Source organism: Nonomuraea sp. NPDC003709 (assembly GCF_040610775.1).
Taxonomy (GTDB): Bacteria; Actinomycetota; Actinomycetes; order Streptosporangiales; family Streptosporangiaceae; genus Nonomuraea; species Nonomuraea angiospora_A.
The window spans coordinates 460,794-486,842 of sequence record NZ_JBEXMW010000005.1; the positions used below are offsets into that span (position 1 = coordinate 460,794).

25 protein-coding genes are annotated in these 26,049 nt (G+C 71.5%); 20 read left to right on the forward strand and 5 right to left on the reverse strand.

What is annotated here, in order from left to right:
• Positions 1–69: 69 nt before the first annotated feature.
• Positions 70–450 (reverse strand): nuclear transport factor 2 family protein, encoded by a 381-nt coding sequence (locus tag ABZX61_RS18400; protein ID WP_355195865.1) that lies wholly within the window; start codon positions 448–450, stop codon positions 70–72.
• Positions 451–608: 158 nt separating this feature from the next.
• On the opposite strand from ABZX61_RS18400, the gene ABZX61_RS18405 reads away from it, so the two are divergent.
• On the forward strand, positions 609–803 hold the full coding sequence (locus ABZX61_RS18405; RefSeq protein ID WP_355195867.1) for an FAD-dependent monooxygenase: 195 nt from the start codon (positions 609–611) through the stop codon (positions 801–803).
• 123 nt (positions 804–926) lie between these two features.
• Here the strand turns inward: ABZX61_RS18405 and ABZX61_RS18410 are convergent, their stop codons facing one another.
• Entirely contained in the window at positions 927–2,204 is a 1,278-nt protein-coding gene (locus tag ABZX61_RS18410; RefSeq protein WP_355195869.1) for an MFS transporter, read from the reverse strand.
• 63 nt (positions 2,205–2,267) lie between these two features.
• On the opposite strand from ABZX61_RS18410, the gene ABZX61_RS18415 reads away from it, so the two are divergent.
• The 9 genes from ABZX61_RS18415 to ABZX61_RS18455 all read left to right on the forward strand — a co-directional run bounded on the left by ABZX61_RS18415 (position 2,268) and on the right by ABZX61_RS18455 (position 11,530).
• On the forward strand, positions 2,268–3,224 hold the full coding sequence (locus tag ABZX61_RS18415; RefSeq protein WP_355195871.1) for a LysR substrate-binding domain-containing protein: 957 nt from the start codon (positions 2,268–2,270) through the stop codon (positions 3,222–3,224).
• Positions 3,225–3,244: 20 nt separating this feature from the next.
• Positions 3,245–4,033 (forward strand): NUDIX domain-containing protein, encoded by a 789-nt coding sequence (locus ABZX61_RS18420; RefSeq protein WP_355195873.1) that lies wholly within the window; start codon positions 3,245–3,247, stop codon positions 4,031–4,033.
• A gap of 145 nt (positions 4,034–4,178) precedes the next feature.
• Positions 4,179–5,588 carry a benzoyl-CoA 2,3-epoxidase subunit BoxB gene (gene boxB / locus ABZX61_RS18425; RefSeq protein ID WP_355195875.1) on the forward strand — a complete coding sequence of 470 codons (1,410 nt, stop codon included), beginning with the start codon at positions 4,179–4,181 and terminating at the stop codon, positions 5,586–5,588.
• A gap of 71 nt (positions 5,589–5,659) precedes the next feature.
• Entirely contained in the window at positions 5,660–6,625 is a 966-nt protein-coding gene (locus ABZX61_RS18430) for an adenylate/guanylate cyclase domain-containing protein (RefSeq protein ID WP_355195877.1), read from the forward strand.
• A 308-nt stretch (positions 6,626–6,933) separates the two neighbouring features.
• A complete protein-coding gene (locus ABZX61_RS18435) occupies positions 6,934–7,413 on the forward strand; it encodes a SigE family RNA polymerase sigma factor (protein ID WP_355195879.1) in 480 nt (159 codons plus the stop codon).
• On the forward strand, positions 7,410–8,435 hold the full coding sequence (locus ABZX61_RS18440) for a hypothetical protein (protein WP_355195881.1): 1,026 nt from the start codon (positions 7,410–7,412) through the stop codon (positions 8,433–8,435). Before ABZX61_RS18435 ends, ABZX61_RS18440 begins: the two co-directional genes overlap by 4 nt.
• A 5-nt stretch (positions 8,436–8,440) precedes the next feature.
• Entirely contained in the window at positions 8,441–9,199 is a 759-nt protein-coding gene (locus tag ABZX61_RS18445; RefSeq protein WP_355195883.1) for an aminotransferase class IV, read from the forward strand.
• Between the two features lie 56 nt (positions 9,200–9,255).
• Positions 9,256–10,773, forward strand: a complete 1,518-nt coding sequence (locus tag ABZX61_RS18450) for an acyl-CoA synthetase (RefSeq protein ID WP_355195885.1) — start codon at positions 9,256–9,258, stop codon at positions 10,771–10,773.
• Between the two features lie 103 nt (positions 10,774–10,876).
• Complete coding sequence (locus ABZX61_RS18455; RefSeq protein WP_355195887.1) at positions 10,877–11,530, forward strand: class I SAM-dependent methyltransferase; 654 nt, start codon at positions 10,877–10,879, stop codon at positions 11,528–11,530.
• On the opposite strand, the gene ABZX61_RS18460 is transcribed toward ABZX61_RS18455, so the two are convergent.
• Positions 11,527–13,092 carry a benzoate-CoA ligase family protein gene (locus ABZX61_RS18460; protein ID WP_355195889.1) on the reverse strand — a complete coding sequence of 522 codons (1,566 nt, stop codon included), beginning with the start codon at positions 13,090–13,092 and terminating at the stop codon, positions 11,527–11,529. The two genes, ABZX61_RS18455 and ABZX61_RS18460, sit on opposite strands and share 4 nt — an antisense overlap.
• Positions 13,093–13,222: 130 nt before the next feature.
• On the opposite strand from ABZX61_RS18460, the gene ABZX61_RS18465 reads away from it, so the two are divergent.
• Positions 13,223–13,627, forward strand: coding sequence for a hypothetical protein (locus tag ABZX61_RS18465; RefSeq protein WP_355195891.1), 405 nt, complete (start codon positions 13,223–13,225; stop codon positions 13,625–13,627).
• Between the two features lie 199 nt (positions 13,628–13,826).
• On the forward strand, positions 13,827–14,309 hold the full coding sequence (locus ABZX61_RS18470; RefSeq protein ID WP_355195893.1) for a cupin domain-containing protein: 483 nt from the start codon (positions 13,827–13,829) through the stop codon (positions 14,307–14,309).
• Positions 14,310–14,910: 601 nt separating this feature from the next.
• Here ABZX61_RS18470 and ABZX61_RS18475 read toward each other — a convergent pair.
• Both ABZX61_RS18475 and ABZX61_RS18480 read right to left on the reverse strand, forming a co-directional pair.
• A complete protein-coding gene (locus ABZX61_RS18475) occupies positions 14,911–16,083 on the reverse strand; it encodes a hypothetical protein (RefSeq protein WP_355195895.1) in 1,173 nt (390 codons plus the stop codon).
• 461 nt (positions 16,084–16,544) lie between these two features.
• Complete coding sequence (locus ABZX61_RS18480) at positions 16,545–17,297, reverse strand: FadR/GntR family transcriptional regulator (RefSeq protein ID WP_350727838.1); 753 nt, start codon at positions 17,295–17,297, stop codon at positions 16,545–16,547.
• 88 nt (positions 17,298–17,385) lie between these two features.
• Between ABZX61_RS18480 and ABZX61_RS18485 the strand changes: the two genes are divergently transcribed.
• The 8 genes from ABZX61_RS18485 to ABZX61_RS18520 are packed head-to-tail and all read left to right on the forward strand — an operon-like array spanning position 17,386 to position 26,028.
• Positions 17,386–18,882, forward strand: coding sequence for an ABC transporter substrate-binding protein (locus ABZX61_RS18485; RefSeq protein WP_350727839.1), 1,497 nt, complete (start codon positions 17,386–17,388; stop codon positions 18,880–18,882).
• Entirely contained in the window at positions 18,879–19,817 is a 939-nt protein-coding gene (locus ABZX61_RS18490) for an ABC transporter permease (RefSeq protein ID WP_355195897.1), read from the forward strand. Before ABZX61_RS18485 ends, ABZX61_RS18490 begins: the two co-directional genes overlap by 4 nt.
• Before the next feature lie 8 nt (positions 19,818–19,825).
• Complete coding sequence (locus tag ABZX61_RS18495) at positions 19,826–20,647, forward strand: ABC transporter permease (protein WP_355195899.1); 822 nt, start codon at positions 19,826–19,828, stop codon at positions 20,645–20,647.
• The gene (locus tag ABZX61_RS18500) at positions 20,634–21,548 is read left to right on the forward strand and encodes an ABC transporter ATP-binding protein (protein ID WP_355195901.1); all 915 of its coding nucleotides are present in this window, start codon (positions 20,634–20,636) and stop codon (positions 21,546–21,548) included. The genes ABZX61_RS18495 and ABZX61_RS18500 overlap by 14 nt, the downstream gene beginning before the upstream one ends.
• A complete protein-coding gene (locus ABZX61_RS18505; protein WP_355195903.1) occupies positions 21,517–22,317 on the forward strand; it encodes an ATP-binding cassette domain-containing protein in 801 nt (266 codons plus the stop codon). The genes ABZX61_RS18500 and ABZX61_RS18505 overlap by 32 nt, the downstream gene beginning before the upstream one ends.
• Positions 22,314–23,486 carry a M20 family metallopeptidase gene (locus ABZX61_RS18510; protein ID WP_355195905.1) on the forward strand — a complete coding sequence of 391 codons (1,173 nt, stop codon included), beginning with the start codon at positions 22,314–22,316 and terminating at the stop codon, positions 23,484–23,486. The genes ABZX61_RS18505 and ABZX61_RS18510 overlap by 4 nt, the downstream gene beginning before the upstream one ends.
• Positions 23,486–24,601, forward strand: coding sequence for a P1 family peptidase (locus ABZX61_RS18515; RefSeq protein ID WP_355195907.1), 1,116 nt, complete (start codon positions 23,486–23,488; stop codon positions 24,599–24,601). The genes ABZX61_RS18510 and ABZX61_RS18515 overlap by 1 nt, the downstream gene beginning before the upstream one ends.
• Positions 24,598–26,028 carry an aldehyde dehydrogenase family protein gene (locus ABZX61_RS18520; RefSeq protein WP_355195909.1) on the forward strand — a complete coding sequence of 477 codons (1,431 nt, stop codon included), beginning with the start codon at positions 24,598–24,600 and terminating at the stop codon, positions 26,026–26,028. The genes ABZX61_RS18515 and ABZX61_RS18520 overlap by 4 nt, the downstream gene beginning before the upstream one ends.
• Positions 26,029–26,049 lie beyond the last annotated feature (21 nt).

The following is a 26,049-nucleotide window of genomic DNA, read 5'->3' on the forward strand; positions in this document are numbered from 1 at the left end:
ACCCGCATGAAGCCCATCGGTATCCGTGCCCATATGCCGTCCCGCTGCCGGCGCCGAAACAACCCGTGATCATCCTTTGAGACGCGGGCCGGCGTGCCCGGCCAGACAGAGCCAGCGGTCCCCTTCATTGACCCAGGTCTGGGTCATCGGCATCCGGAACGTCGAACGAACGCTTTCGCCGCTGACGACGTCGTCGGCCGCCACGCAGCGCAACACCGCGACCTGCTGCCCGACCACCACCACCTCGGCGTCGGTCAGCGACTGCTTCTTCCACGTGGTGGCCCCCGCTGTGTTGGACCGGACATAGTCCTCTCGATCGAACTGCTCGCCCAGATGCGACGTCCAGTGAAAGTCCGGGTGCAGCAACCGGCGTAGCCGATCAGGGTCTCCCCCGGCCAGAGCGTCCGCGCGCTCCAAGGCCGCCGCAATGACCTCCTGCTCCGCATTCATGTCTGGAGTCTCAGCGCCGGCACCCAAGAGATCAAGGCAGCTCCTCGCCGCCCGCCAGAAAACCGGCCTGATTCCAGCAGCGAGGCCGGCCGACTCCATGGACAGTGCCCGACAGACGCTGACAGCGATCCGGCAGAGCCGCCTGGCACGGTCGAGCCATGAACGAGAAAACGGCGGGCGTCCTCATCGTCGGTGCCGGTCCGACCGGGCTCACCCTCGCCGTGGATCTGGCCCGCCGGGGTGTCGCCGGCCGCGTCGTGGACCGACGTCCTGCGCCGACCCTAGACCCCCTCAGGGAGGGTGAGCATCCTCTTGAGGTCCAGCGCCGCCCCGATCAGGTCCGGCCGTCCTGATCCGCGCGCGGTCGTGGACGTGCTCAGGGCCGATGACCTGATGTCGGTGGGCACGCTCCAGCGCCCGTCGTGGCCGTCACCCGCCTGCCACGCGGCGCTCCAGCGCGGAGATCGGGGTGACGGTCACCTTGAGCGGCGGGTCATGAGGACGGCGAGGACCGCCAGCGCCAGCCAGGCCGACGTGAGCCCGATCAGCCAGGCCCAGCCCGCGTGCCCGTACACGACGCCGCCCGCCGTGCCGCCGAGGCCGCTGCCCAGGTAGTAGCAGAGGGTGTAGACGCCGGCCGCGCGGCCCCGGGCGCTCGGGGGCGCCTCGGCGGCGACCCAGGCGTTGGCGATGGCGTGCGCGGCGAAGAACCCGGCGGTCAGTACGGCGAACCCGGTCACGATGAGCGGCAGCGACGGGTGCGCGGTGAGCACGGAGCCCGCCACCGTCACGGCCAGTGCCGTGACCAGCGCCTTCGTCCAGCCCAGCCGGGCCGCCAGGCGTCCGGCGGCGGCCGAGGAGGCGGTGCCCATGGCGTAGGAGAGGAAGACGAGAGAGGCGGCGGCGGGGGCGAGCGACAGGGGAGGGGCGGCCAGGCGGAACCCGGCGGCGTTGTAGAGCGCGACGAACGCCCCCGTGGCCAGCGTCCCCACGGCGAACGGCCCGACCAGCCCGGCCCCGATCCGAGCCCTCCGGCCCGGCCCGGCATCCGGCGACCCGCGCCCCGAGGCCTGCGATCCGGACTCCAGGCCCCCTGACCCGCGCCCTTGGATCCCTGACCCGCGCCCCAGGCCCTCTGATCCGAGGTCGGCGGCCTCCGATCCGGGCTCCGGGGCGTGGTCGCGCGGGAGTGTGAGGGCCGCGAAGAGCGCGCACAGCAGGGACAGCACCGCCACCGCCAGCAGCGCGCCGTGCCACCCCATCGGCCCGGCGGCGAACCCGGCGCCGAGCCGGCCCAGCATCCCGCCGACCGAGTTCCCGGCGATCATCGCCCCCACCGCGGCGGGCAGCCGTGCCGTACCGACCGCGTCGGCCAGGTACGCCGCCGCGACCCCGGCGAACCCCGCGACCGCCACCCCCTGCACCGCCCGCATCACCAGCAGCACGGGGAAGGACGGGGCCAGCGGCAGGAGCAGCCCGATGACCACCGAGGCCAGCACCGACCAGACGATCACCCTGCGCCGCCCCACCCGCCCGGCGAGCCACGCCACCGGCAGCACGGCCACGGCCAGCGCTCCGGTGGCCACGCCGATGGTCAGCGAGGCGCTGCCCGGATCCAGCCGGAACCCGGCGGCGAGCTGCGGCAGCACGGGCTGCGGCGCGTACAGGAGGGCGAACGACGACACCCCGGCCGCGGCCACAGCCGCACTGACCCGCCGCGTGTCACGAACCGGAGGAGCCTCGAGAACCACCACGCCTGCAACGCTAAGCAAGGCTAATAAATACGTCTAATGCAGGAATGGGCGATAATTCATACCATGATGGATGAATCGGCCGACGAGCGGCTGGCGGCTCGGCTGGCGCCCGCGCTGGCCCTGCTGGCCGCCGTGGGTGAGACGGGTCACGTGACGCGCGCCGCCGAGCTGCTCGGCATCCCGCAGCCCACGGCCAGCCGCCGCCTCGCCGCGCTCGCGGACCTGGTCGGCGCCCCGCTCGTCGTACCCTCCGGCCGCGGCATCCGCCTCACCCGGGCGGGCCGCACCCTGGCCGGCGCCTCCGCCCGCGCCCTCACCACGATGGCCGCCGCCGCCCGCGAGGTCCGCGAGGAGATCGACCCGGCCTCGGGCCGCATCGTCCTGGGTTTCCTCCACCTCCTGGGCCGCACTCTCGTGCCGTCCCTCATCGGCGGCTTCCGCGAGCACCACCCCGGCATCCGCTTCAGCCTGGTGCAGGGCTCGCGCCACGACATGATCGAGGAGCTCCGCGAGGGCCGCATCGACCTGGTGTTCGTCGCCCCCATGCCCGTGGACGCCCCCGACCTCGCCGGTGCTCGCCTCGCCGACCAGGAGCTGGTGCTGTCCGTGCCCCCGTCCCACCGGCTCGCGGCGCGGGCGCGGGTGCGGGCGGCGGAGCTGGCGGGGGAGGAGCTGGTGACGCTGGAGCCGGGGTACGGCCTGCGCCAGATCACCGACGACCTGTGCGCGGCGGCGGGGTTCGAGCCGAGGATCGCGTTCGAGGGCCAGGAGACGGAGACCGTACGCGGACTGGTGGCGGCCGGGCTCGGCGTCGCCGTCCTGCCCCGCTCCACCCACCCCACATCGGACGCGACCGCGGCCGGTGTGGTGGAGATCCCGCTGTCCCCGCCGCTGTACCGGACCATCGGGGTGAGCTGGCTCCAGGACGCGCGCCTTCCGCCGGCCGTACGAGCCTTCCGGGACCACGCCCGCGCCGGCACCACCGCCCTGGGCCCGGGCTTCCGCCCCGCCACCCCCTGAACCCCGTCAGACTGGTGGCCATGAATCACGATGGCGATGCCGGCGTGCCGGGTTCGTTGGCGAGGGTGCTCGCGGACGTGACCGCCGAGCGGGTGGCCCAGGACGTGCGGTGGGGCATGCAGCTCCTGCCCGACGGCACCGGGCACGAGGGGACGGCGGCCGAGTCCGGCCGGGCCAGGTCCGAGACGGAGGCGGCGGCCGAGGCCGGGACGCTGACGTGGCGGCACGTGCTGGCGGAGGAGGTGCTGGAGGCGTTCGCGGAGTCGGACCCGGAGCGGTTGCGCGCCGAGCTGGTCCAGGTGGCCGCCGTCGCCGTCAAATGGACCCAGGCCCTCGACCGCCGCGCACCCCTCACCGCCGATCGAGGGCTGCCGAGGGAACGTTTCCGGGCGATCGTCGACGTGCACGTGCTCCTCCTCCGCGACTCCACTGTGCTGCTCGGCAGGCGGGCCGGCACCGGGTACGGCGACGGGCTGTGGCATCTGCCCTCAGGCCACCTCGAAGCGGGCGAATCGGCGACCGAGGCGGCCGTCAGGGAGGCGGGCGAGGAGGTCGGCGTGACGATCGATCCGGACGACCTCAGGTTCGTCCACGTCATGCACCGGGCCCCGGAACGGGTCGGCCTCTTCTTCGCCGCCGACACGTGGACCGGCGAGCCGTACAACGCCGAACCGGACAAATGCTCTGAGATCGCCTGGTGGCCCTTGGACGGCCTGCCCCGCGACATGGTCGGCTATCCGGCGGCGGCCATCGCCAACGTCGTGAACAGCGTGCCCTACGCCCTGCACGAATGGTCTACACCTCAATGATGCGCCGTACGTAACAGAAGGCAGATCGCTGACCGCGACGGCCTGCGAATCCTGCGACGTGACTCGGAAAGCACTACACAGCCTTGACGCAACTAAAGGCCTGCTGTTGAACTCGGAGGTGTCGAGCGGGAGGCGGAGGTCCGGGATGTCCATCGACTACTCCGAGCGCATACCCAACAACGTCGACCTCGCGGAGGACCGCCGGTTGCGGCGGGCGCTGGAGTCGTGGCAGCCGCGCTTCCTGCAGTGGTGGTCGGAGATGGGCCCCGCGCTGCCCACCCAGGACGTCTATCTCCGTACGGCCGTCGCGGTCGGCCGCGAGGGGTGGGCGCATTTCGATCACGTGGCGCTGCCGGACTACCGCTGGGGCATCTTCCTCGCCGAACGCGACACCGACCGGCGCATCGCGTTCGGGCAGAACAAGGGGCGGCCCGTCTGGCAGCAGGTGCCCGGCGAGCACCGGGCGGACCTGCAGCGGCTCATCGTCATCCAGGGCGACACCGAGCCGGCCAGCGTCGAGCAGCAGCGGCGGCTCGGCCTCACCGCCCCCTCCCTCTACGACCTGCGCAACCTCTTCCAGGTGAACGTGGAGGAGGGGCGACACCTGTGGGCCATGGTCTACCTGCTGCACGCCTATTTCGGCCGGTCCGGGCGGGAGGAGGCCGAAGCGCTCCTGCTGCGCAACTCGGGCAGCGAGGACTCTCCGCGCATCCTGGGCGCCTTCAACGAGGAGACGCCGGACTGGCTGTCGTTCTACATGTTCACGTACTTCACCGACCGGGACGGGAAATACCAGCTCGGCACCCTGAAGGAGTCGGCGTTCGACCCGCTGAGCCGTACCTGTGAGTTCATGCTCAAGGAGGAGGCCCACCACATGTTCGTGGGGACCACGGGCGTGGACCGCGTGGTGGAGCGTACGGCGCAGTTGATGCGCGAACACGACACCGACGACATCTGGGAGTACGGCGGCATCCCGCTCGACGTCCTCCAGAAGTACATCAACTTCCACTACAGCGTCAGCCTCGACCTCTTCGGCGGCGAGACCTCCACCAACGTGGCCAACTACTTCACCGCCGGGCTCAAGGGGCGGTGGCAGGAGGAGCGGCGCAAGGACGACCACCTGCTCACCGAGGCGGTCGCCGTCGTGCAGCGGGTCGAGGCGGGGCGGCTGGCCGACGTCGAGCTGCCCGCGCTCACCGCGCTCAACGCCGACCTGCGCGGCGAGTACGTCGCCGACTGCGCCACCGGCGTCAACCGGTGGAACCGGATCCTCACCGACCGCGGTCTCGACGCCGTCCTCCACCTGCCGCACCTGGGGTTCAACCGGTGGGTGGGCATGTTCGGCGGGCATCACATCTCGCCGCACGGGCGCCTTCTGGATGAGCCGGCCTGGGAGGCGTCCCGCGACCGGTGGCTGCCGACGGCCGAGGACAAGACGCGCGTCCAGGCACTGATGCGCCCCGTCTACGAGCCGGGGAAGATCGCGGCCTGGGTGGCGCCGCCCCGCAACGGCATCAACGGCCGTCCGTTCGACTACGAGTACGTCCACCTGTGACGGGCCCCTCGGGAGCGGATCTTGCGGGGAGTGGAGGCGTGACCTGGCCCACAGGGTGTTATCTTGCCTGCGTGGCGGGCGTGGATGGGGAGGACGGGCTGACGGAGGCCTTTCTGCGCGAGCCGCGGCGCTATACCAGCCACCAGGTGGCCTACATGGCAGGGGTGCCGGTCTATCGCGCGCGGCGTTACTGGCGTGCCCTGGGGTTCGCGAACGTGGCCGACGACGCGGTCGAGTTCACCGACTCCGACGTGGAGGCGCTCAGGACGATGCTCGAGCTGGTCAGCTCGGGCGTCTACGACGAGGAGCACATGCTGCTGGTCGCGCGATCGATCGGCAGCGCGACGACCCGGCTGGCCGAGTCGCAGGCCGAGCTGGGCGTCGAGGCGCTCGACCAGGCCGGGGTGCCGCTGGCCGAACGCCCGCGGGCCTGGCGCCGGCGGGCCGAGCGAGTGGTGCCCGACCTGGCGCGCCTGCTGGTCTACGGCTGGCAGCGCCAGCTCGCCGCCGCCGCGGGGCGCATCGCCGAGCAGGACATGAGCGCCGTACGCCTGGCCGTCGGCTTCGCCGACCTGGTCGCGTTCACCCGGCTGAGCAGGCAGATCACGGGGAGCGAGCTGTCCAGGCTGATCGACCGGTTCGAGGGGCGCTCGGCCGACATCGTGACCTCCACCGGTGGGCGGGTGGTCAAGACGCTGGGCGACTCGGTGCTGTTCGTGGCCGACCAGCCGCACGTCGTGGCCGAGATCGCGCTGCGGCTGGTGGAGACGCACGCGAAGATCAAGGACATGCCGGAGCTGCGGGTGGGGCTGGCGGCGGGGCCGGTGATCTGGCGCATGGGGGACGTCTTCGGCACCACGGTCAACCTCGCCAGCCGGCTCACGGCGCTGTCGCTGCCGGGGACGATCCTGGCGGATCCGCAGTTCGCCGAGGAGCTGGAGGGGGACCGGGCGTTCCGGCTGCGGCCCGTCAACCGGCTGTCGGTCCGCGGGCTCGGCGAACTGGCCCCGTTCACGGTCACCCGCTCCGGCTCCTGACCCACCACCCGCGACTCGCACCTCCGCCGGCACCTGGCGTGCTGCCCGCCGCAGGGGTGGCGCGCCAGGGGGCGTCGGCCGGCACCTCCGCCGACGTCCTGGCGGGTAGCCCGACCCGCGCCCCGGCGGCGTGTCGGCCGGGTGAGGCGGGGCGTCGGTGACGTCATGGTGTCAGGCGCGCGGGCGGTGCGGCGGCCGAGGTGGGGCCGACCTGGGCGGCGGTGTGCGCCGTTGCCGGGGGCGGGCAACCTGGGGTTGCGGTCGATGCGTCACTACCGGCAACAGGCTCTCACGAGAGGCAAATCAAGTTGGCGGATAGGGCGATATTTCAGGACTTCGTGGTGGCGAGGTCGGATCGGCTGTTACGCACGGCGTACCTGCTGACCCACGACTGGGCCACCGCGGAGGACCTGCTGCAGGAGGCGCTGGCCAAAGCGTGGTTCGCCTGGCCGGGCATCGACGAGCCCGAGGCGTACGTGCGCCGCGTCCTGGTGACCACGTACACCTCCTGGTGGCGCCGCAGGTGGCGCAGGGAGCTGCCCAGCGGGGACCTGCCGGAGGCGCCCGCGTACGACGACGCGGGCAGGGGCGACGAGCTGTGGCAGGCGGTCGGGCGGCTGCCCGCCAGGCAGCGCGCGGTGATCGTGCTGCGCTTCTACGAGGACCTGCCGGTGGCCGAGGTGGCCGCGATCCTGGGCTGCCAGGAGGGCACGGTCAAGAGCCAGACCGCCAAGGCGCTGGCCAAGCTGCGAGTGGACGAGTCGATCGTGAAGGAGCTGCACCGATGACCGTGCAAGACCTGCGTGACGTCCTGCGCGAGCGGGCCGAGGCCCCCTCGCCGGGCAACCCGAACCGGCACGAGCAGGTCAGCTCCCGCATCCGCAGGACCCGCCTGCGCAGGCGGGCGACGGCGGGCGCGGCGGCCGTGGCGGCGAGCGCCGTAGTGGGCGTCTCCTTGTTCCCCGGTACGGTGACGGCACCGGGGCCCGGCACGACCGCCACGGCAAGGACCGAACAGGACAAGCCCGCCGGACTGCCCGAGGAGTTCACCGCCGGGGACGGCACCGCGTACCGCCGCCTGGCCGTCGGCACGATCAGGCAGGAAGGCGCGAAGAAGGTCTCGTTCACGGTGCCGGTCTCCGGCAAGCCGCTGGACGTGGCCATGACGTGCGACGGCGACACCGGCGCCGACTCGCCCGTCGTCGTCGTGAACGACAGGGCCGACACCGGCTCCCAGGCCGTGCCGTGCGGGAAGTCGATGCAGCTGCGCCCGCTGTCCGTGGTCCGGCGCGGCGCGACGGAGGCCACGGTCACGTTCGACACGACCGTCGTGGCCCGGGGCTGCGTCCAGTTCAAGAAGGACGGGCCGTGCGTGACTCCCGAGCCGAAGGAGGCCACCTGGCACGTGGCCGTCTACGAGTGGACGCCGCCTGCCCGGCCGGTCGAGCCCGAGCCGGTCAGGGACTTCCCCGACCGGTTGGCGGGGTGGAAGCTGGCCCGTTCGGCTACGGGTATGTGGGATCGGAATCAGTCCTTCACCCTCGTGGTCACGAGCCCGGGCGGCAAGATCAGCATCGACCGGCTCTGCACGGGTGAGCTGGCCACGCGGATGTGGTTCAAATACCGGGTCGACGCCGAGGAATCCATGGCCACGAGCTGCGCCGTCTGGAAATCAGGCCCGTACCCCATGGCCCTGCAAGAATTTTTCGTCCCCAAAGGCAAGAAGGTGACGATCACCGGAAAGATCGGCTTCTGGGGCGAGTACACCAACCGCCCGGTGCGATGGTCGGTGGGCGTGTACGTAAAGTAGATCGCGTGACGGAACGGGCAGCCTTCGAGGGCAGGCTGGTGGACGCCGACGCGCGCCTCATGTGGCAGGCGCGCTACGGCCACTTCACCGCCATGCAGGTCAGGGATCGCCGGGTGCGGGGGCTCGACCTGCACATCGCCCGGCTGGAGGCGGCCAACGCCGAGCTGTTCGGGGTCCCGGTCGACCGCGCCGCCGTGCTCGCCTCCGTCGCGGCGGTGCTCGGCGACGACGTGCGGGACGCGAGCGTACGCGTGTCCGTGGTGGAGTTCGCCGACGGCCCGCGGGTCATCGCCGTCGCCGCCCCGCCCCACGAGCCGCCCACCGGCCCGGTGAGCGTCAAGTCGGTCGTCGGCCAGCGCTACCTGCCGCACATCAAGCAGGCGTCCGGCATGATGCAGGCCCACATCGGGCGGCAGGCCGAGCGCGAGGGCTTCGACGAGGCGCTGCTCACCGCCGAGGGCGGCCTGATCAGCGAGGGCTCGATCACCAACGTGGGCGGCTTCGCCGGTGGGCGCCTGGTCTGGCCGGACGCGCCGATGCTGCGCGGGATCACGATGCAGCTGCTGGAGCGGATGGACGTCCCGCAGGAGCGACGGCCGTTGAAGGTCGCCGACCTGCAGGGCCTCGACCAGGTCTTCCTCTGCAACTCCTGGGGCGTCTGGCCGGTCGGCGGGGTGGACGGCATCCCGCTGCCCCAGGACGACACGCTGATGGCGAGCGTTCTCGAGCATTACGACCGTATTGCGTGGGATCCACTGGACTGACCCCTTTGTCAGGTACGATCGCCGATCATCGTTCTGCGATCGCAAGGGAAGTCCGCATGACGACTCGCCGGCACGCCATTGGTGATCTCCTCCGTCGCTCCGCCGCCCGCCACCCGGCCAAGACCGCCGTCGTCTACGGCGACCTGCGGCAGAGCTACGCCGACCTCGACCTGGCGGTGAACCGCACGGCCAACGCCCTGGCCGCGCGCGGCGTCGGCAAGGGCGACCGGTTCGCCGTCTTCAGCCACAACAACCACGCGTTCGTGGTGGCGTACTTCGCGCTGGCGCGGCTGGGCGCGATCTCCGTGCCGATCAACTTCATGCTGGGCACGGCGGAGGTCGCGTACATCCTGGAGCATTCCGGCGCGACCGGGATCCTCGTGGAGGAGGCGCTGCTGCCGGTGGCCGCGGCGGCGGCCGGGCCGCAGGTACGGGTGCGCGGCGTGATCGGTGCGGCCGACGGCTGGGAGTCGTTCAAGGAGTGGTCGGCCTTCGACGACGCGTCGGAGCCGCAGGTGGAGATCGCCGACGACGACCCGATCCAGCTCATGTACACCAGCGGCACCGAGTCGCGGCCCAAGGGCGCCACGCTGTCCAGCCGCAGCCTGATCGCCCAGTACGTCACCTGCGTCGTGGACGGCGAGATGAGCCACCACGACGTCGAGATCCACGCGCTCCCGCTCTACCACTGCGCCCAGCTGCACTGCTTCCTGACGCCCGGCGTCTACCTCGGCGCCACCAACATCATCCTGCCCGGCGCCACCCCGGCGTCGATCCTGGCCACCATCGAGGGCGAGCGCGCCACCAAGCTCTTCTGCCCGCCCACCGTCTGGATCGGCCTGCTGCGCCACCCCGACTTCGACCGCCGCGACCTGTCGTCCCTGCGCAAGGGCTACTACGGCGCCTCGATCATGCCCGTCGAGGTGCTGAAGGAGATCGCCGCCCGCCTGCCGGACGTCCGCCTGTTCAACTTCTACGGGCAGACGGAGATGGCCCCGGTCGCCACCATCCTGGGCCCGGAGGAGCAGCTCACCCGCCTCGGCTCGGCCGGCAGGGCCGCCCTCAACGTCGAGACCAGGGTCGTCGACGACCAGGACAGGCCCGTGCCGCCCGGCGTGGTCGGCGAGATCGTCCACCGCAGCCCGCACGCCATGCTCGGCTACTGGAACGACCCGGACAAGACCGCCGAGGCGTTCAGGGGCGGCTGGTTCCACAGCGGCGACCTGGGCGTCATGGACGCCGACGGCTACCTGTCCGTGGTGGACAGGAAGAAGGACATGATCAAGTCGGGCGGCGAGAACGTCGCGAGCCGCGAGGTGGAGGAGGCCATCTACCAGCACCCGGAGGTGGCGGAGGCGGCCGTGTTCGGAGTGCCGGACGACACGTGGATCGAGGCGGTCACGGCCGCGGTGGTGCTGCGCGAAGGGGGCGGGACGACGGAGCAGGAGCTGATCGCGTTCCTGCGGGAGCGGCTGGCGGCGTTCAAGACGCCCAAGCGGGTGGTGTTCGTGGACGCCCTGCCCAAGAACGCCTCCGGCAAGGTGCTCAAGCGGGAGCTGCGCGACGCGTTCTGATCGCGCGCTTGCGTCAGCTCGGCGATTAGCGGGCATTCACTCTCGGTGACGAACTCCTCCTCAGACCCTGGGGCGCTCCTCCGCCTCGACCGAGAGAGACCGCATGCCGAGTTTGCCGGAGATCATGCACCGTACGTTCTTCCGTACCCTGTCCCTGCTGTCTCCGGAGGGGCAGGCGGTGCTCCTGCGCTACGTCTTCGACTGGCTGCACCGGACCCCTGACCCGTGGAGCCTCGCCACGGACAGTTACGAGCAGGACAAGTACCGGACCACGCTCATGCACCTGCCCGCTCGGCCGTACCGGCGGATCATCGACGTCGGGTGCAGCGAGGGCGTGTTCACGCACGTCCTCGCGGTGACGTACCCGGAGGCGGAGATCATCGGGGTGGACGTGTCGGAGCGGGCCCTGGCACGGGCGCGCGAGCGGGTGCCGCAGGACGGGCGGGTGCGCTTCATCCGGGCGGACATCCTCACCCACCGCCCCGACCAGCGCTTCGACCTGGTGTTCTGCTCCGAGACCCTCTACTACCTGGGCCGCCACGAGCGGCTGCGGCAGGCGTCGGCGCAGCTCAGCGAGCTGCTGGTGCCCGACGGGGTGCTCGTGGCCGTCCACCCGTGGCCCGAGGCCGGCCGGCTGCACCACTACCTGGACTCGCACGCGGCGCTGTCACGGCTGACCGAGCAGGTCTACACGGCCACGTCGCGCCCGTTCGCCATCACCGTCTACGGGACGAAACCGGCGCCGCCGACCTCCTAGCCGCCGGTCTTGCCCAGGAGGTCGGCGGCGATCTGGCGGATCACCACGCGCTGGATCTTGCCGGTCGCCGTCTTCGGCAGCTCGTCCAGCACCAGGACCTCGCGCGGCCGCTTGAAGGAGGCCAGGCCCTCCCGGCAGAAGCCGATCAGCTCGCCGGCGTCCACCGTGCGGCCCGGGGCGGACACCACGCAGGCCACCGGCTTCTCCAGCCCGTCCTCGTCGATGTACGCCACGACGGCGCACTCGCCCACCGACTCGTGCTGGAGCAGCCGGGCCTCGACCTCCATCGGCGACACCCAGATGCCGCCCGCCTTGATCATGTCGTTGGAGCGGCCGAGGCACTGGTAGAAGCCGTCCTCGCCTCTGATGTAGGTGTCGCCGGTACGCAGCCACTCGCCCTGGAACACCTGCCGGCTGGTCGCCGTGCGGCACCAGTAGCCGGTGGCCACCGAGTCGCCGCGGACGTACAGGTGGCCCGGCTCCCCGTCCTTGACGGGCGCGCCGGAGTCGTCGAGCAGCTTGGCCTCGTAGCCCGGCACGACGGTGCCCGAGCTGCCCGGGCGTACCCGGCCCGGGTGGTTGGAGATGAAGATGTGCAGCGCCTCCGTCGAGCCGAGGCCGTCGATGATGTCCACCCCGAAGCGCTCGGTGAAGCGGCGGTGGATCTCGGCGGGCAGTGCCTCGCCTGCGGAGACGGCCAGCCGTACGGACTGGAAGGCGCCGGCGGGGATGTCGGCGGCGAGCAGCGCCGCGAAGAACGTCGGGCCCGCGAAGAACAGTGTCGGCCGTTCCTCGATCACCCTGGCGACCACGCCCGCGGGGGTGGGCCGCGCCGGGTCGAGGACCGCCGTGGCGCCCGCGGCCAGGGGGAAGAACATGGAGTTGCCGATGCCGTACGCGAAGAACAGCCGCGCGACCGAGAAGCACCGGTCGTCGGGGCGGATGCCGAGGACCTGCCGCCCGTACCCCTCGTAGACCTCCTGGACGGCGCCGTGCCGGTGCATGGCCGCCTTGGGGGCGCCGGTGGTGCCGGAGGTGTAGAGCCAGAGGGCGGGGGAGTCGCGCCAGGTGTCGTACGGGAGGCCCGCGGCCCGGCCCGACTCCAGGACGTCAGACCACAGGCACACCGGCGTTTCCTCCTCCGCCGGCGGCGGGTCGATGAGGACGAGCACCGCCACGTCGGGCGTGCTCCGCACCGCCTCGCGCACGGTCGGCGCGAACTCGGGGGTGGCCACGACCACCCTCGCCCGCGAGTCCCGGACCAGGGTGGCGAGCTCGGTGGGGTTGTACATGGTGGAGACCGGCACGGCGACCGCGCCCATGCGCATGACGGCCAGGACGGTGATCGCGGTCTCCGGGCGGTCGGACATGACGAGCAGGACCCGCTCCTCGGGGCGGACGCCCATCGTGCGTAAACCGGCCGCGAACCTGGCCACGTGGTCGGCCAGCTGCGCGTAGGTCAGCGTGCCCGCGGGACCGGTGACGGCGATGCGATCGCCGTGGCCCGCTTCGACCTGGCGGTCCACGAGAAAGACGCTGGCGTTGAACGACTCGGACGACATGGGCGTCCCCATCCGCAGGCGCGTGTACGTAGGGAAATCTTCTACATAGGAGGGATGTGACGTCAATGACATGTAGTACGGGGAAACCGGTCGTCCGGGGTTGCGGCCCTTGGGAGGTCGATCTCCGCTGATGAGCTCGTCTATCGCGGTGCAGCTCGCGTGCGAGGCGGGAGCCCGAGTGATCGGCACCGGCAGGGCCGGCGACAGGGACACAGCACTCGACCTCGGCGCGGATGCCTTCTTGGACCTGCGGGCGCGCCGGTGGCACGCTCGTCTCAATCGTCTCGCCCCCACGGTTCGGCCCCGTGACGGGCAGACGATCTTCTTCGTCGTCGAGCCCGATCGTGCCCGGCCGGCGGACCTGGCACGGCGGGTACGGGACGGACGGCTCCGCCCGATCGTCGGGGCCGTGCGGACGCTCGCCGAGGTGCCCTCGGCGTTCGCGGCCACACAGCGGGATCGGCCGCGCAGTTCGTCGCGGCGCGGTCCTCGGGCGGCTCGACCTGCGCCTGAACAGACCATCGCCAAGGCTTGATTTCGCCCTCGATAGGCATCGAATCGCTTGGGCAGCGTACTCGAGCACGTCCACCCCGCCTGGCCGGGACGCAACACCGAGGTCAGCGGCTGTCTGCGGTGGTGTAGCGCGTCGGAGCAGCGAGCCCTGAGGGCCGGAGGGGGGAGGCCTCGGGATCGTCCCGTCGGCCTCAAGGTCCAAGCGGGATAGGAGAGACATCATGATCCGACGACGGTGCGCCGGTGGCATTCTGGCTGCCAGCATGGTAGCCGCGGCCGCCGCATGTGCTCCCGTGGCAGAGCATGCGACCGGCAAGGTGCAGGGTGCGGCCGAGGTGCCGGCTGCCGTCACGGTTACGCAACCGCCGACAGAGACGCTCTCGATTCTGTCGGAACAGGCGCTTCCCAATGTCAAGGGCAAGACGTTCACCTCGGCGATCGCAGACTTCCCGCCAGGTTCACGTGCGGTGCCGCATCGGCACGGCAACAGTTTTGTGTACGCCTACGTGCTTGCAGGAACTTTTCGTAGCCAGATCGGTGGCGAGCCGGTGCGAACCTTCCATGAGGGCGAGCACTGGGTCGAGCCTCCGGGTGCCCACCATGTGCTCACGGAGAACACCAGCCAGACGAAACCGGCGAAGCTGCTGGTCATCTTCATCTCCAACACAGGAGACAAGATCAAGATCGATGACCCGCCAGGGTAGTCCATCGATGGCACAACCCCCGGCCAAGCGGACGACCGCCCCAGAGAAGTGATCGCAGGATGAGGTGCGCCGGCCGCTGAGCAGACCACGATCAGGGTGCGGCACCGCTCAGCAAACGTGGTACCGACGGACACCGCCGTCCAATCATTGTCGATCATCGGCCTGGGCTTCCTTCTGTTCCTGCCCGTCATTTCCGGCGGGCGGCATCCGTGACTGCGAACGGATTGCCGCCCCGGATCAAAGTCGCGTTTACGGCTTTGGGGTGAGGTTTCACGGTGACGCGCGGGAGGGCCTTGGGCCGGCCCTGACCCGAACAGTCCACTGCGGACGGAAAGTCGTGTCCGGACCAGCCGGAGGTGGGCTGCGGCACGGTGACGGTATCGGGCGGCCGGTCGAAGCCGGACGGGCCGGCCATCCAGGTGGCCACTGGCGACTGAGACCGTGAAGCAGAAGGTGCAGGTTCAGGGGGTAGTGAGGCCACAGAGACCTCAGGGAACCCAAGGCTTATGCTTTGTAGAAGGAGCGGTGGCCCTCTGCGGCGGGGTGGTCTGGGCGGGCCGGCGGCGGGGCAACGCCGCCGGTGGCGATGGTCATGGCGTCTCTAGCCGTAGCAGGCGTCGTACAGGACGCCGCCGCGGCTGAGCAGGAAGACGTGCGTGTAGGTGATCTCGGGGGAGTCCTCGATGATGACGCCCTCGCCGAGCTGCGACTCGAAGACGTCGCGGACGAGGTCGCCAACTCTGGACCAGGACCAGCGGCCTTCCGTGTCCGCCTGATCAGCCCACACGGCGGCGGTGGTGTCGCCCACCAGGGCGGCCGGGAAGAAGTCCCCGCCGGCGCGCGACTGAACGAGGGCGGTCCCCAGGCCGAGGTTCACCTGCTCCCCGGGCGGGGCGCCGGCGTCGTGCCAGCCGGTGCCGCCGGCGTCGGTGACGTGGGCGTATAGCGGCTGCCCGTGGGCGGTGGTGAAGGCGCAGACCTGTGGAGCCTTGTCATCGGCGTTCTGGACGGCCGTCACGCCGGCGGTGCCGCTGCTCGGAACCGGCGGCTTTTCGAGGTTGGTCCATCGGGTCTCGCCCGTGTCGGAGACACACAGCCACAGGTTTCCGTCGCCACCGTTCATGTAGACGTGCAGGAGCCCATGACCGGTCGCTCGGTCGGTGACGGCCACCACGCCGATCTTCCCGCTGAGGCCGACGCCCTCGGGATGGCGCAGGTTGGCCCACTGCCAGCGGTGCTGAGTGGGGTTCCACCAGCCGGCCCACAGATTGGTGTCCTGGCCGCGTACGACCACGAACGGCTGGGCGCTGGCGCCGGGGACCAGTGCGAGGGAGACCGCGCCGATGCCTTCTGTGAGGGTCGTGCCAGGCGGCGTGCCCAGAGCCGTGGGGACCCACTTGGTGCCATCCCACCAGTACAGCTGCAGTTGCCTGTCAAGCAGGACGAAGATGTAGGGGCGGGTGCCCCGGCTGTCGTCGTCGACGGCGACGACGCCCACCGGTTGGTCGGCCGCGCCTTTCACGTGGGTCCACTCCCACACGCCGGGACCGTGCGGTGTGACCATCCACAGGTGGCCGTCGGTGCCCTTGACGACGGCGACCGGCGAGGGGATGGGGGCGAACGTGGAATTGAGCATTCTGATCGCGCCGAGCACTTCGGCGATCGCCCCGGATTGCGGCTGGCCGACCTTCTCCAGGTGCCACCGCCGCCGGATCGGCACGTCCTGGTGAATGTCCTGCGCCTGGGTGGTCTGCCGGCCATCGTTGGTTGTCATGGTCCGTCCCGTTCTGATGGATTCGATGCACGTACCGTCGCTCGCCCGGATCGCCGAACTCTCACAAACCGATACACGCTCTATCGGCGCTGATCGAAATACATTGGCGGGTGCGAAAAAATGCACTTATTGACATGTCATGGGGTGCCCGGGCAGGCGTACCGCGACAACGTGTGATGGCGGCCGCCACGATGGACGGCCGCCGGCGCCGGACAACGTGGGTCACGCGGCTACTTGGGGATGACGGGGGTGAGGAACCGGCGGATGGCCGGGAGGCAAAGAGGCCGCGCCAGCGCTCGTCCACCTGAAGAGGGTGCACTTCCGGCGGCTCAGGTCTCGCGCAGCGACCCTTCCACACGCTGCGAGCCTGGAGACGCTCGACCGGGATGTCAGGCCGTTCAGTGGCGATGGCGAGATCGTGCAACCAGGCGACGGGGTGGTGCGCGGGCGGCGGCGGGGGATCAGTCGAGGAGGGCGCCGAGGGCGGGGCGTTCGGGGGCGGGGATGTAGCCGGCGTAATAGTCGTACATCGCCTTTTTCGACAGCCGGGCGGCCAGCGGGCCGTCGCCGGCGCGCATGGCGGCCAGCACCTCCTCGTGGTGCCGGATGCTCTGCCGCATCAGCGCCTCCCGGTCGGGCGCGTCGGCGATCTTCTCCGAGATCAGCTTGAGCACGATCGAACGGACCACGTCCGTGCAGATCTGGATGAGCTTGTTGCCGCTCGCCCGCGCCACCACGTCGTGGAAGGCCACGTCGGCCTCGCCGAACGTGTCCTGCCCCGTCTCCACGGCGGTCCGCATGTGCGCGACGGCCGACTCCATCTCGGCGAACTGCGCGTCGGTGCGCAGCCGGGCCGCCAGCAGGATCGCCGACGAGTCGAGCACCATCCTGAACTGCACCAGCTCGGCGAGTGACAGCTCCTCCACCCTGGCCAGCGTGGTCATCGACTTGTGCAGCGTGGCGGGCGAGAACGGCAGCACCTCCGCCCCGTTGGGGTCGCCGGGCCGTGACCGCACCAGGCCGCGCGCCTGCAGCACCCGCAGCGCCTCGCGCACGGTGGACCGGCTGACCGAGAACTGCACCATGAGCTCCCGCTCGCTCGGCAGCCGCTCGCCCGGCGAGAGGGAGCCGCTCTCGATGGCCTCCTCGACCTGCTCCACCACCCGCTCATAGGCGCGTACGGCACGCACCGGCTCGAACCTCGGACCACCCATGAAAGCCCCCTTGACCCGAGCCGCCGCCGACTGGCAATGTGCGTAGCCTACTGGTCCGACCAGTGCACTAGCCAGGAGGCAGTAACACATGAGGCGAATCGGCATCTGGATCGCCGCCGGCGGTCTCCTGCTGGGCACGGCCGCCTGCGGCGGCACCTCCAGCGGCGGCGGCAGTGCGGGCACCCCCAAGACCCAGACCCTCTCCGTGGGATTCGTGGCCGAGCCCGCGAACCTCGACTTCACCTCGACGGAGGGCGCCGCCATTCCGCAGGCGCTGCTCGTCAACGTCTACGAGGGCCTGGTCAAGCTCGACCAGGACGGCAAGATCGTGCCGCTGCTCGCCGAGAAGTGGGACGTCTCGCCCGACCGCAAGACCTACACGTTCAGCCTGCGCAAGGACGTCAAGTTCAGCAGCGGCGCGCCGTTCACGGCCGACGACGTGGCGTTCTCGCTCGACCGGGTCAAGACGGACTGGAAGCTCAAGATCAAGGCGCAGCTCGACGTCGTCGACAAGGTGGAGAAGAAGGACGACTCCACCGCCGTCGTCACGCTCAAGAAGCCGAGCAACGGCTTCCTCTACTCGATGGCCACCAGGCTCGGCGCCATGTTCAGCCGCACCGGGATCGCCGACCTGGCCAACAAGCCCGTCGGCACCGGCCCGTACACGCTCGGCTCGTGGCGGCGCGGCGACTCCATCCAGCTCAACGCGAACGCCTCCTACTGGGGCACCAAGCCGCCGCTGTCGTCGATCACGCTGAAGTACTTCAAGGATGCCACGGCGATGAACAACGCGCTGCTGACCGGCGGCATCGACGTCATCTCCGCCGTGCAGGCGCCCGAGTCGCTGCAGCAGTTCGCCGACCCCAACCGCTTCCAGACGGTCGAGGGCACCACGAACGGCGAGGTCGTGCTGTCGATGAACAACAGCCGCCCGCCGTTCAACGACAAGAAGGCCAGGCAGGCCGTCCGCTACGCGATCGACCACAAGGCGCTGCTGGAGACCGCCTGGGCCGGGCGCGGCCAGCTGATCGGCTCGATGGTGCCGCCCACCGACCCCTGGTACGAGGACCGCACCGGCGACTACCCGTACGACCCGGCCAAGGCCAAGGAACTGCTCGGCGGCAAGACGCTCAACGTCAAGATGCGCATCCCCAACCTGCCGTACGCGGTGGCCAGTGCGCAGGTCGTCAAGTCGCAGCTCGCGCAGGTCGGCATCACCGCCGACATCGAGCCCCTGGAGTTCCCGGCCCGCTGGCTGGACGTGGTGTTCAAGCAGGGCGATTACGACCTGTCCATCATCAACCACGTCGAGCCCCGCGACATGGGCATATTCGCCGACAAGTCGTACTACTTCCGCTACGACAACCCCGAGTTCGGCAAGCTCCTCGCCTCCGCCGACGAGGGCACCGAGCAGCAGCAGACCGACGACCTGAAGAAGGCCGCCAAGCTGCTGTCCGACGACGCGGCCGCCGACTGGCTCTTCCTCTTCCCCAACCTGATCGTGGCGAAGAAGGGCGTCACCGGGCTGCCGAAGAACGCCATCGCGGAGTCCTTCGACTTCACCGCGCTCTCCAAGCAGCAGTGACGCTTTACCTGATCAAACGCCTGGCGGTGCTCGTCGCGAGCACCGCCGTGGCGGGCGTGGTGGTGTTCGCGTTCATGGCGCTGCTGCCCGGCGACCCGGCGGAGGTCGCGCTCGGCGTGAACGCCACGCCCGACGCGGTGGCGGCGCTGCGCAAGCAGTTCGGCACCGACCGGCCGCCCGTCGTGCAGTTCTTCGACTGGTTCGGCGGGCTCCTGCACGGCGACTTCGGCACCTCGTACGTGACCAGCTCGCCCATCGGCCCGCAGATCAGCGACCGGCTCGGCGTCACGGCCGTGCTGGTGCTCGGCGGGATGCTGGTGGCGCTGGTCATCGCGGTGCCGCTCGGCACGTTCGCGGCCGTGCACCACCGCAACCCGCTCGGGGCGGCCATCAGTGCGCTCAGCCAGGTCGGCATCGCGATCCCGGCGTTCCTGGCGGGCATCCTGCTGGTGTTCGTGTTCGCGGTGCAGGCCCAGGCGCTGCCGTCCGGCGGCTACGTGCCGATCGCCGAGAACCCGGCGCAGTGGCTCCTCAGCCTGCTGCTGCCGTGGTTGTCGCTCGGCCTCGTGCAGGGCGCGGTCCTGACCCGGTACGTGCGCAGCGCCGTGCTCGACGTGATGCGCGAGGACTACCTGCGCACGGCCCGCGCCAAGGGCCGGGGCAGCACCGGCGCCCTGTGGCGGCACGGCCTGCGCAACGCCTCGATCCCCGTCGTCACCGTGCTCGGCCTGCAACTGGCCACGCTGCTGATCGGCGCGGTCGTGGTCGAGCGGGTCTTCGTCATCCCCGGGCTCGGCGACCTGCTGCTCAACGGCGTCGCCGGGCGTGACCTGCTGCTCGTCCAAGGTGTGGTGATGGTGCTGGTGGCGGCCGTCCTGCTGATCAACTTCGTGGTGGACGTGGCCTACCGCGTGCTCGATCCGAGGCTGCGATGAGGGGCCGGATGAACGCCGGGCTGCTGGTCGGCGGCGTGCTCGTCGGGCTCGTGGTGCTGGCGGCGGCGGTGTCGTTCTTCTGGACGCCGCACGACCCGACGCTCGTGGACGCGGCGCGCAAGCTGCGGCAGCCGGGCGGCGGCTACCTGCTGGGGGCCGACAAGTTCGGCCGCGACACCTTCAGCCAGATCATGGTCGGCGCCCGGACCACGCTCTACGTGGGCATCGTCGCCGTCGGCATCGCCGCCGTCATCGGCACGCCGCTCGGCATGATCGCCGGGATGACGCCGCGCGGCTGGCTCTCCGAGCTGATCATGCGGGTCAACGACCTGGTGTTCGCGTTCCCGGCGCTGCTGCTGGCCGTCATGCTCGGCGCGGTCTACGGGCCGGGCACGCTCACCGCGATGATCGCGATCGGCGTGGCCACCGTGCCCGCGTTCGCCCGGGTGGCCCGCGCCGCCACGCTCCAGGTCATGGTGACCGACTACATCCTGGCCGCCAGGGCCGCCGGGCGCCGCCGCCCGGCCATCGCGATGCGCCACGTGCTGCCGAACATCGGCTCCATGCTCATCGTGCAGGCGTCGGTGTCGTTCGCGATCGCGATCCTGGCCGAGGCGGCGCTGTCGTTCCTCGGCTTCGGCACCCGCCCGCCGACCCCGTCGTGGGGGCGGATGCTGCAGGAGTCGCAGGAGCTGCTGTTCTCGACCCCGCGCCTGGCGCTCTGGCCCGGCCTGGCGATCGCGCTCGCGGTGCTCGGCTTCAACCTCCTCGGGGACGGCCTGCGCGACTACCTCGATCCGAAGCTCAGGAGGGTCCGTGCTGAAGGTTGAGGGGCTGACCGTACGGGCCGACTCGCTGGAACTGGTGCACGAGGTGTCGTTCGCCATCGCGCCCGGCGAGCGCGTCGGGCTGATCGGCGAGTCCGGGTCCGGCAAGTCGCTGACCGCGCTGTCGCTCATGGGCCTGCTCCCCGAGGGCGTCACCGCCTCGGGCACGGCCACGATGGGCGGGAACGACCTGGTCGGCGTGCCCGAGAGCCGGCTGAAGCGGCTGCGCGGCCAGGACGTCTCCATGGTCTTCCAGGAGCCCATGACCGCGCTCAACCCGCTCATGCGCATCGGCGCCCAGGTCGCCGAGGTCATGACCCTGCACGGCACGCCGCGCGCGCGGGCCCGGGAGAAGGCACTCGACCTGCTGGAACGCGTACGCCTGCCCGAACCGGCGCAGATCGCCCGCGCGTACCCGCACCAGCTCTCCGGCGGCCAGCGCCAGCGCGTCATGCTCGCCATCGCCCTGGCCAACGAGCCGAGCCTGCTCATCTGCGACGAGCCCACCACGGCGCTCGACGTCACCGTGCAGAAGCAGATGCTGGAGCTGATCGCCGAGGTCGCGCCCGCGCTGCTGTTCATCACCCACGACCTCGCCGTCGTGGCGTCGGTGTGCGAGCGGGTCCTGGTCATGTACGGGGGCCGCGTCGTCGAGAGCGGCCCCATCCGCGAGGTCTTCACCCGGCCCCGCCACCGCTACACCGAGGGCCTGCTGGCCGCCTCCAGGCTCACCCCGCGCGGCACCCGGCTGCCCACCATCAAGGGCAGCGTGCCGCCGGCCGGGCAGTTCCCCGGCGGCTGCGTCTTCCGCAACCGCTGCCCGCACGCCACTGCCGAGTGCGAGACCGTACCCGCGCTGACAGGAGACGGCCATGCCCACGCATGCTGGCACCCCGCTGATTGAGGCCCGCGACCTCAGCCGCGTCTACCACCGGCCCCGCACCTCGCTCACCAAGGTGGGCGCCGCCGTGCACGCGCTCAAGGACGTGTCGCTCACGGTGGGCCGGGGCGAGCGGTACGGCATCGTCGGCGAGTCCGGCTCCGGCAAGTCGACGCTGCTGCGCCTGCTGTGCGGGCTCGATCAGCCGACCGGCGGGTCCATCCTCTTCGACGGGCAGGAGATCGCCGGCAAGCCGGAACGCCGGCTGCGCTTCCTGCGGGAGAACCTGCAGATCGTCTTCCAGGACCCGATGAGCTCGCTCGACCCCCGCATGCGCGTCCGGGACCTGGTCGCCGAGCCGCTCGTCGCGCTCGGCCTGCCGGTCGGCGACCGCGTGACCGAGCTGCTGGAGGGGGTCGGGCTGCCCGCCTCGGCCGCCGAACGCTACCCGCACCAGTTCTCCGGCGGGCAGCGCCAGCGCATCGCCATCGCCCGCGCGCTCGCGCCCCGGCCGAAGGTGCTGGTGGCCGACGAGCCGGTGAGCGCGCTGGACGTGTCCGTACGCGGGCAGATACTCAACCTGCTGGCCGATCTCGTGGACGAGCTGGGGCTCACGCTCGTGTTCGTGTCGCACGACCTGTCCGTGGTGCGGCACGTGTGCGAGACGGTCGCGGTCATGAGCCATGGGGAGATCGTGGAGAGCGGGCCGGTGGACGAGGTCTGGGCCGCGCCCGCCCACGCCTACACGCGTACGTTGCTGCAGGCCGTACCGACTCTGGAGGGATTGTTTTGATCGACGTCGATGCCGACGGAGTGGTGGGGTTCACCCAGGAGCTGGTGCGGATCCCCAGCACCAACGACCCCGGGCGGCGTGAGCGGGCCGCCGCCGAGCTGGTGGCCGCCAAGATGCGGGAGTGGGGCTGGGAGCCCACGGTGTACGAGGTGGAGCCGGACCGGCCGAACGTGGTGGCCGTGGTCGAGGGCGGCGGCGGTGCCGGGCCGACCCTGATGTTCGAGGGCCACACGGACGTGGTGACCGAGGGCGACCTGTCCACCTGGACCGTCGACCCGTTCGGCGGGGAGATCCGCGACGGGAGGCTGTGGGGGCGGGGCAGCGCCGACATGAAGTCCGGCCTGGCCGCGACCCTCTTCGCCACCCGCGCCCTGCAGCTGGCTGGACCGTTCCCCGGGCGGATCAAGGTGTGCGCGCTGGCCGACGAGGAAGGCCTCATGATCGGCGCGCACCACTTCGTCTCCGAGGGGCTGACCGCCGACGTGGACGGCGCGATCGTCGCCGAGCCCGAGGCGGGCGAGATCTGCGCGGTGGCCAAGGGCGCGCTGCGGCTGCGCGTCGACTTCGCCGGCAAGATGGCGCACGGCGCCATGCCGCAGCACGGCCGCAACCCCCTCCCCGCCGTGGGCTCGCTGCTGGTGGGGCTGGGGTCGCTGCAGGAGGAGCTGCAGGGACGGCACCCGGCGCACGAGCATCTCGGCGAGGTGTACGTGACGCCGACCGTGCTGCGGGCCGGCTCCGAGGAACAGGTGAACGTGATCCCGGCGGCCGCCTCGGTCTTCGTGGACGTGCGGACGATCCCCGGGGTCGAGCACAAGCTGATCGCCGACCGGGTGGCCGCGCTCGCCTCCTACGACGGGATCGCCGCCGAGGTGTCGGTGCTGGTGGACCGGCCGCCGGTGGACGTGCCCGTGTCGGACCCGGTGGTGGCCGCGCTGGCCGCCGCCCACCGCACCGTCACCGGCGCGGAGCCCGTCTACGGCGGGGTGCCCGGGTCCACGGACGGGACCGTGCTGACGCACTGGGGCGGGATCCCGTCCGTGGTGTACGGGCCCGGCGGGAAGTGGATCGCGCATCAGGCGGACGAGTTCGTGGAGGTGGCCGAGATCGTCCAGTGCACCCGCGTGTTCGCCGAGGCGGCCCGGCGCTTCCTCAACGGGGACTTCTGATGCGCGCTGGGCCTTCCAACTCGCTGACGGACGTGGCCGGGCTCCGGGTCGGCCACGCGCAGCGGGTCGGCGGCGGCTACCGCACGGGCACCACCGTCGTCCTGGCCCCTCCTTCGGGGGCCGTGGCGGGGGTGGACGTGCGGGGCGCCGCTCCCGGGACCCGCGAGACCGAGCTGCTGGATCCGCGGAACCTGGTGTCGCGCGTGCACGCCGTGGTGCTGACGGGCGGGAGCGCGTACGGGCTGTCGGCGGCCTGCGGGGTGGTGGAACGGCTGGCGGACGCGGGCATCGGGTATCCGGTGGCCGGCGGGGTGGTGCCCATCGTGCCGGCGGCGGTCATCTTCGACCTGGGGCGCGGTGGCACGTTCCGCGCCGTACCGGACGCCGACTTCGGCACCGCCGCCCACGACGCCGCCACCCCGGACGGTGGGTCGGCCGCTCTCCCGCCGTCCGTGGCGGGGGTCCCTTGGGGGAGGAGCGGGACGGGCTCGCCGGATGGCGTCGTCCCCGTCCGGGGGACCGTAACCCTCGACGGCGGGGTGGGGAATGGGTCGGTCGGGGCCGGGACCGGGGCCAGGGCCGGTGGGCTGGCCGGAGGGGTGGGGACGGCGAGCGTCGTCCTGCCCGGCGGCGCCACCGTGGCCGCCCTGGTCGTCGCCAACCCCGTAGGCTCGGTCCTCGACCCCCGCGACGGCACGCTCGCCGGCGCGAGGTACGGCCTGCCAGGCGAGTTCGACCACCTCCAGCCCCCGCTCCAGGCGGAGATCGACGCCTGGCGCCCGCAGAACGCCCCCTCCTTCAACACCACCATCGGCGTGGTGGCCACCGACCTCACCCTCACCAAGGCCCAGTGCGGCAAGCTCGCCGCGGTCGCCCACGACGGCCTGGCCAGGGCGATCAGGCCGGCCCACACCATGACCGACGGCGACACGATCTTCGGCCTGGCCACCTGCGCCGGCCCCGAGCCCGACCACGACACCCTGCAGGAGGTCCTGGCGGCGGGGGCCGACGTGTTCAGCCGAGCCATCGCGCACGCCGTCCTCGCCGCCACCGGCCACGAGGACGCGCCCGCCTACCTCGACGTGTTCCCCAGCGCCCAACGGAAGCGAGCATGAGCATCGACACCGCATGGCCGTCCGGCCTGCCCATCGGCGACGGGTGGGTGGAGACGGCGGAAACCGACGACGTCACCTTCCCGTACGACGGCTCCCTCGTCGCCACGGCCCCGAGGGGCGACGCCGGTCTCGCCCGGCGGGCCGTGGACGCGGCCCTGGCCGTCGCGCCCGCCATGGCGGCGCTCCCGTCGCACGCCCGCCGCGCCGCCCTCATGAAGGCCCACGACGCGCTCGCCGCCAACCGGGAGGAGTTCGAGCGGCTGCTCGTCCTCGAGACCGGCAAACCGCTGGTCGACTGCAGGGTCGAGGTCGCCAGGACGCTCGTCACGCTGGCCACGGCCGCCGAGGAGGTCGCCAGGCTGCACGGCGAGACCGTGCCACTCGACCTGCTGCCCTCGGGGGAGGGCCTGGTCGGGTTCTGGACGCGCCGCCCGATCGGCGTGGTCGTCGGGATCACCGGCTTCAACTACCCGCTGCTCCTCGCCGCCCACAAGATCGCCCCGGCCGTGGCCGCGGGCTGCCCCGTGATCGTCAAGCCCGCGCCCGCGACCCCGCTGGCCACGCTCTGGCTGGTGCACCTCATCCGGTCGGCGGACGCGCTCCCCCCGGCCGCCGTGCAGCTCGTCACCGGGGACGTCGAGGTCGGCAGGACGCTGGTGGAGGACCGCCGGATCGGCGCGGTCTCGTTCACCGGCTCGGCCGCCGCCGGGCACGCCATCGCCCGCAACGCGGCCCCCACCAAGGTCCTGCTGGAGCTGGGGTCGAACGCGGCGCTCGTCGTGGCGGCCGACGCCGACCTGGAGGCCGCCGCCGACGCCGTCGTGCGCGGCGGTTACTACGCCTCCGGCCAGGCGTGCATCTCCGTCCAGCGGGTGCTGGTCGAGGAGCCCGTACGGGAGCGGTTCGTGCCCTTGCTGGCCGACCGCGTCAAGAACGTCACGGTCGGCGACCCCCGCCTGGCGGAGACCCGCGTCGCCCCGCTCATCGACGAGACCGCCACGGACCGCGTGCTGGAGTGGATCGCGGAGTCGGGGGGCCAAGTGGTCACGGGCGGGCACCGCGACGGCCGGGCCATCGCGCCGACCGTGCTCGCGGGCGTCGGCGACGGGGCCGCCGCCTGGGACGAGGAGATCTTCGGGCCGGTGGTGTGCGTGCGCCCGGTGCCCGACCTCGACGCGGCCTTCGCCGCCGTCAACGAGTCGCGGTACGGCCTGCACGCCTCGGTGTTCACCCGGTCGCTGGCCACGGCGTTCGCGGCCATCGAGCGGATCGAGGCCGGGGGAGTGGTGGTCAACGAGGTGCCGGGGTTCCGGGCGGACAACATGCCGTACGGCGGCGTGAAGGACTCCGGGATCGGGCGCGAGGGGCCCCGCTTCGCCATCGAGGAGCTGACGGTGACCCGGATGGCGATCATCCGGCCCGCCTAGCGGGTGGTCATGGCGACCGGG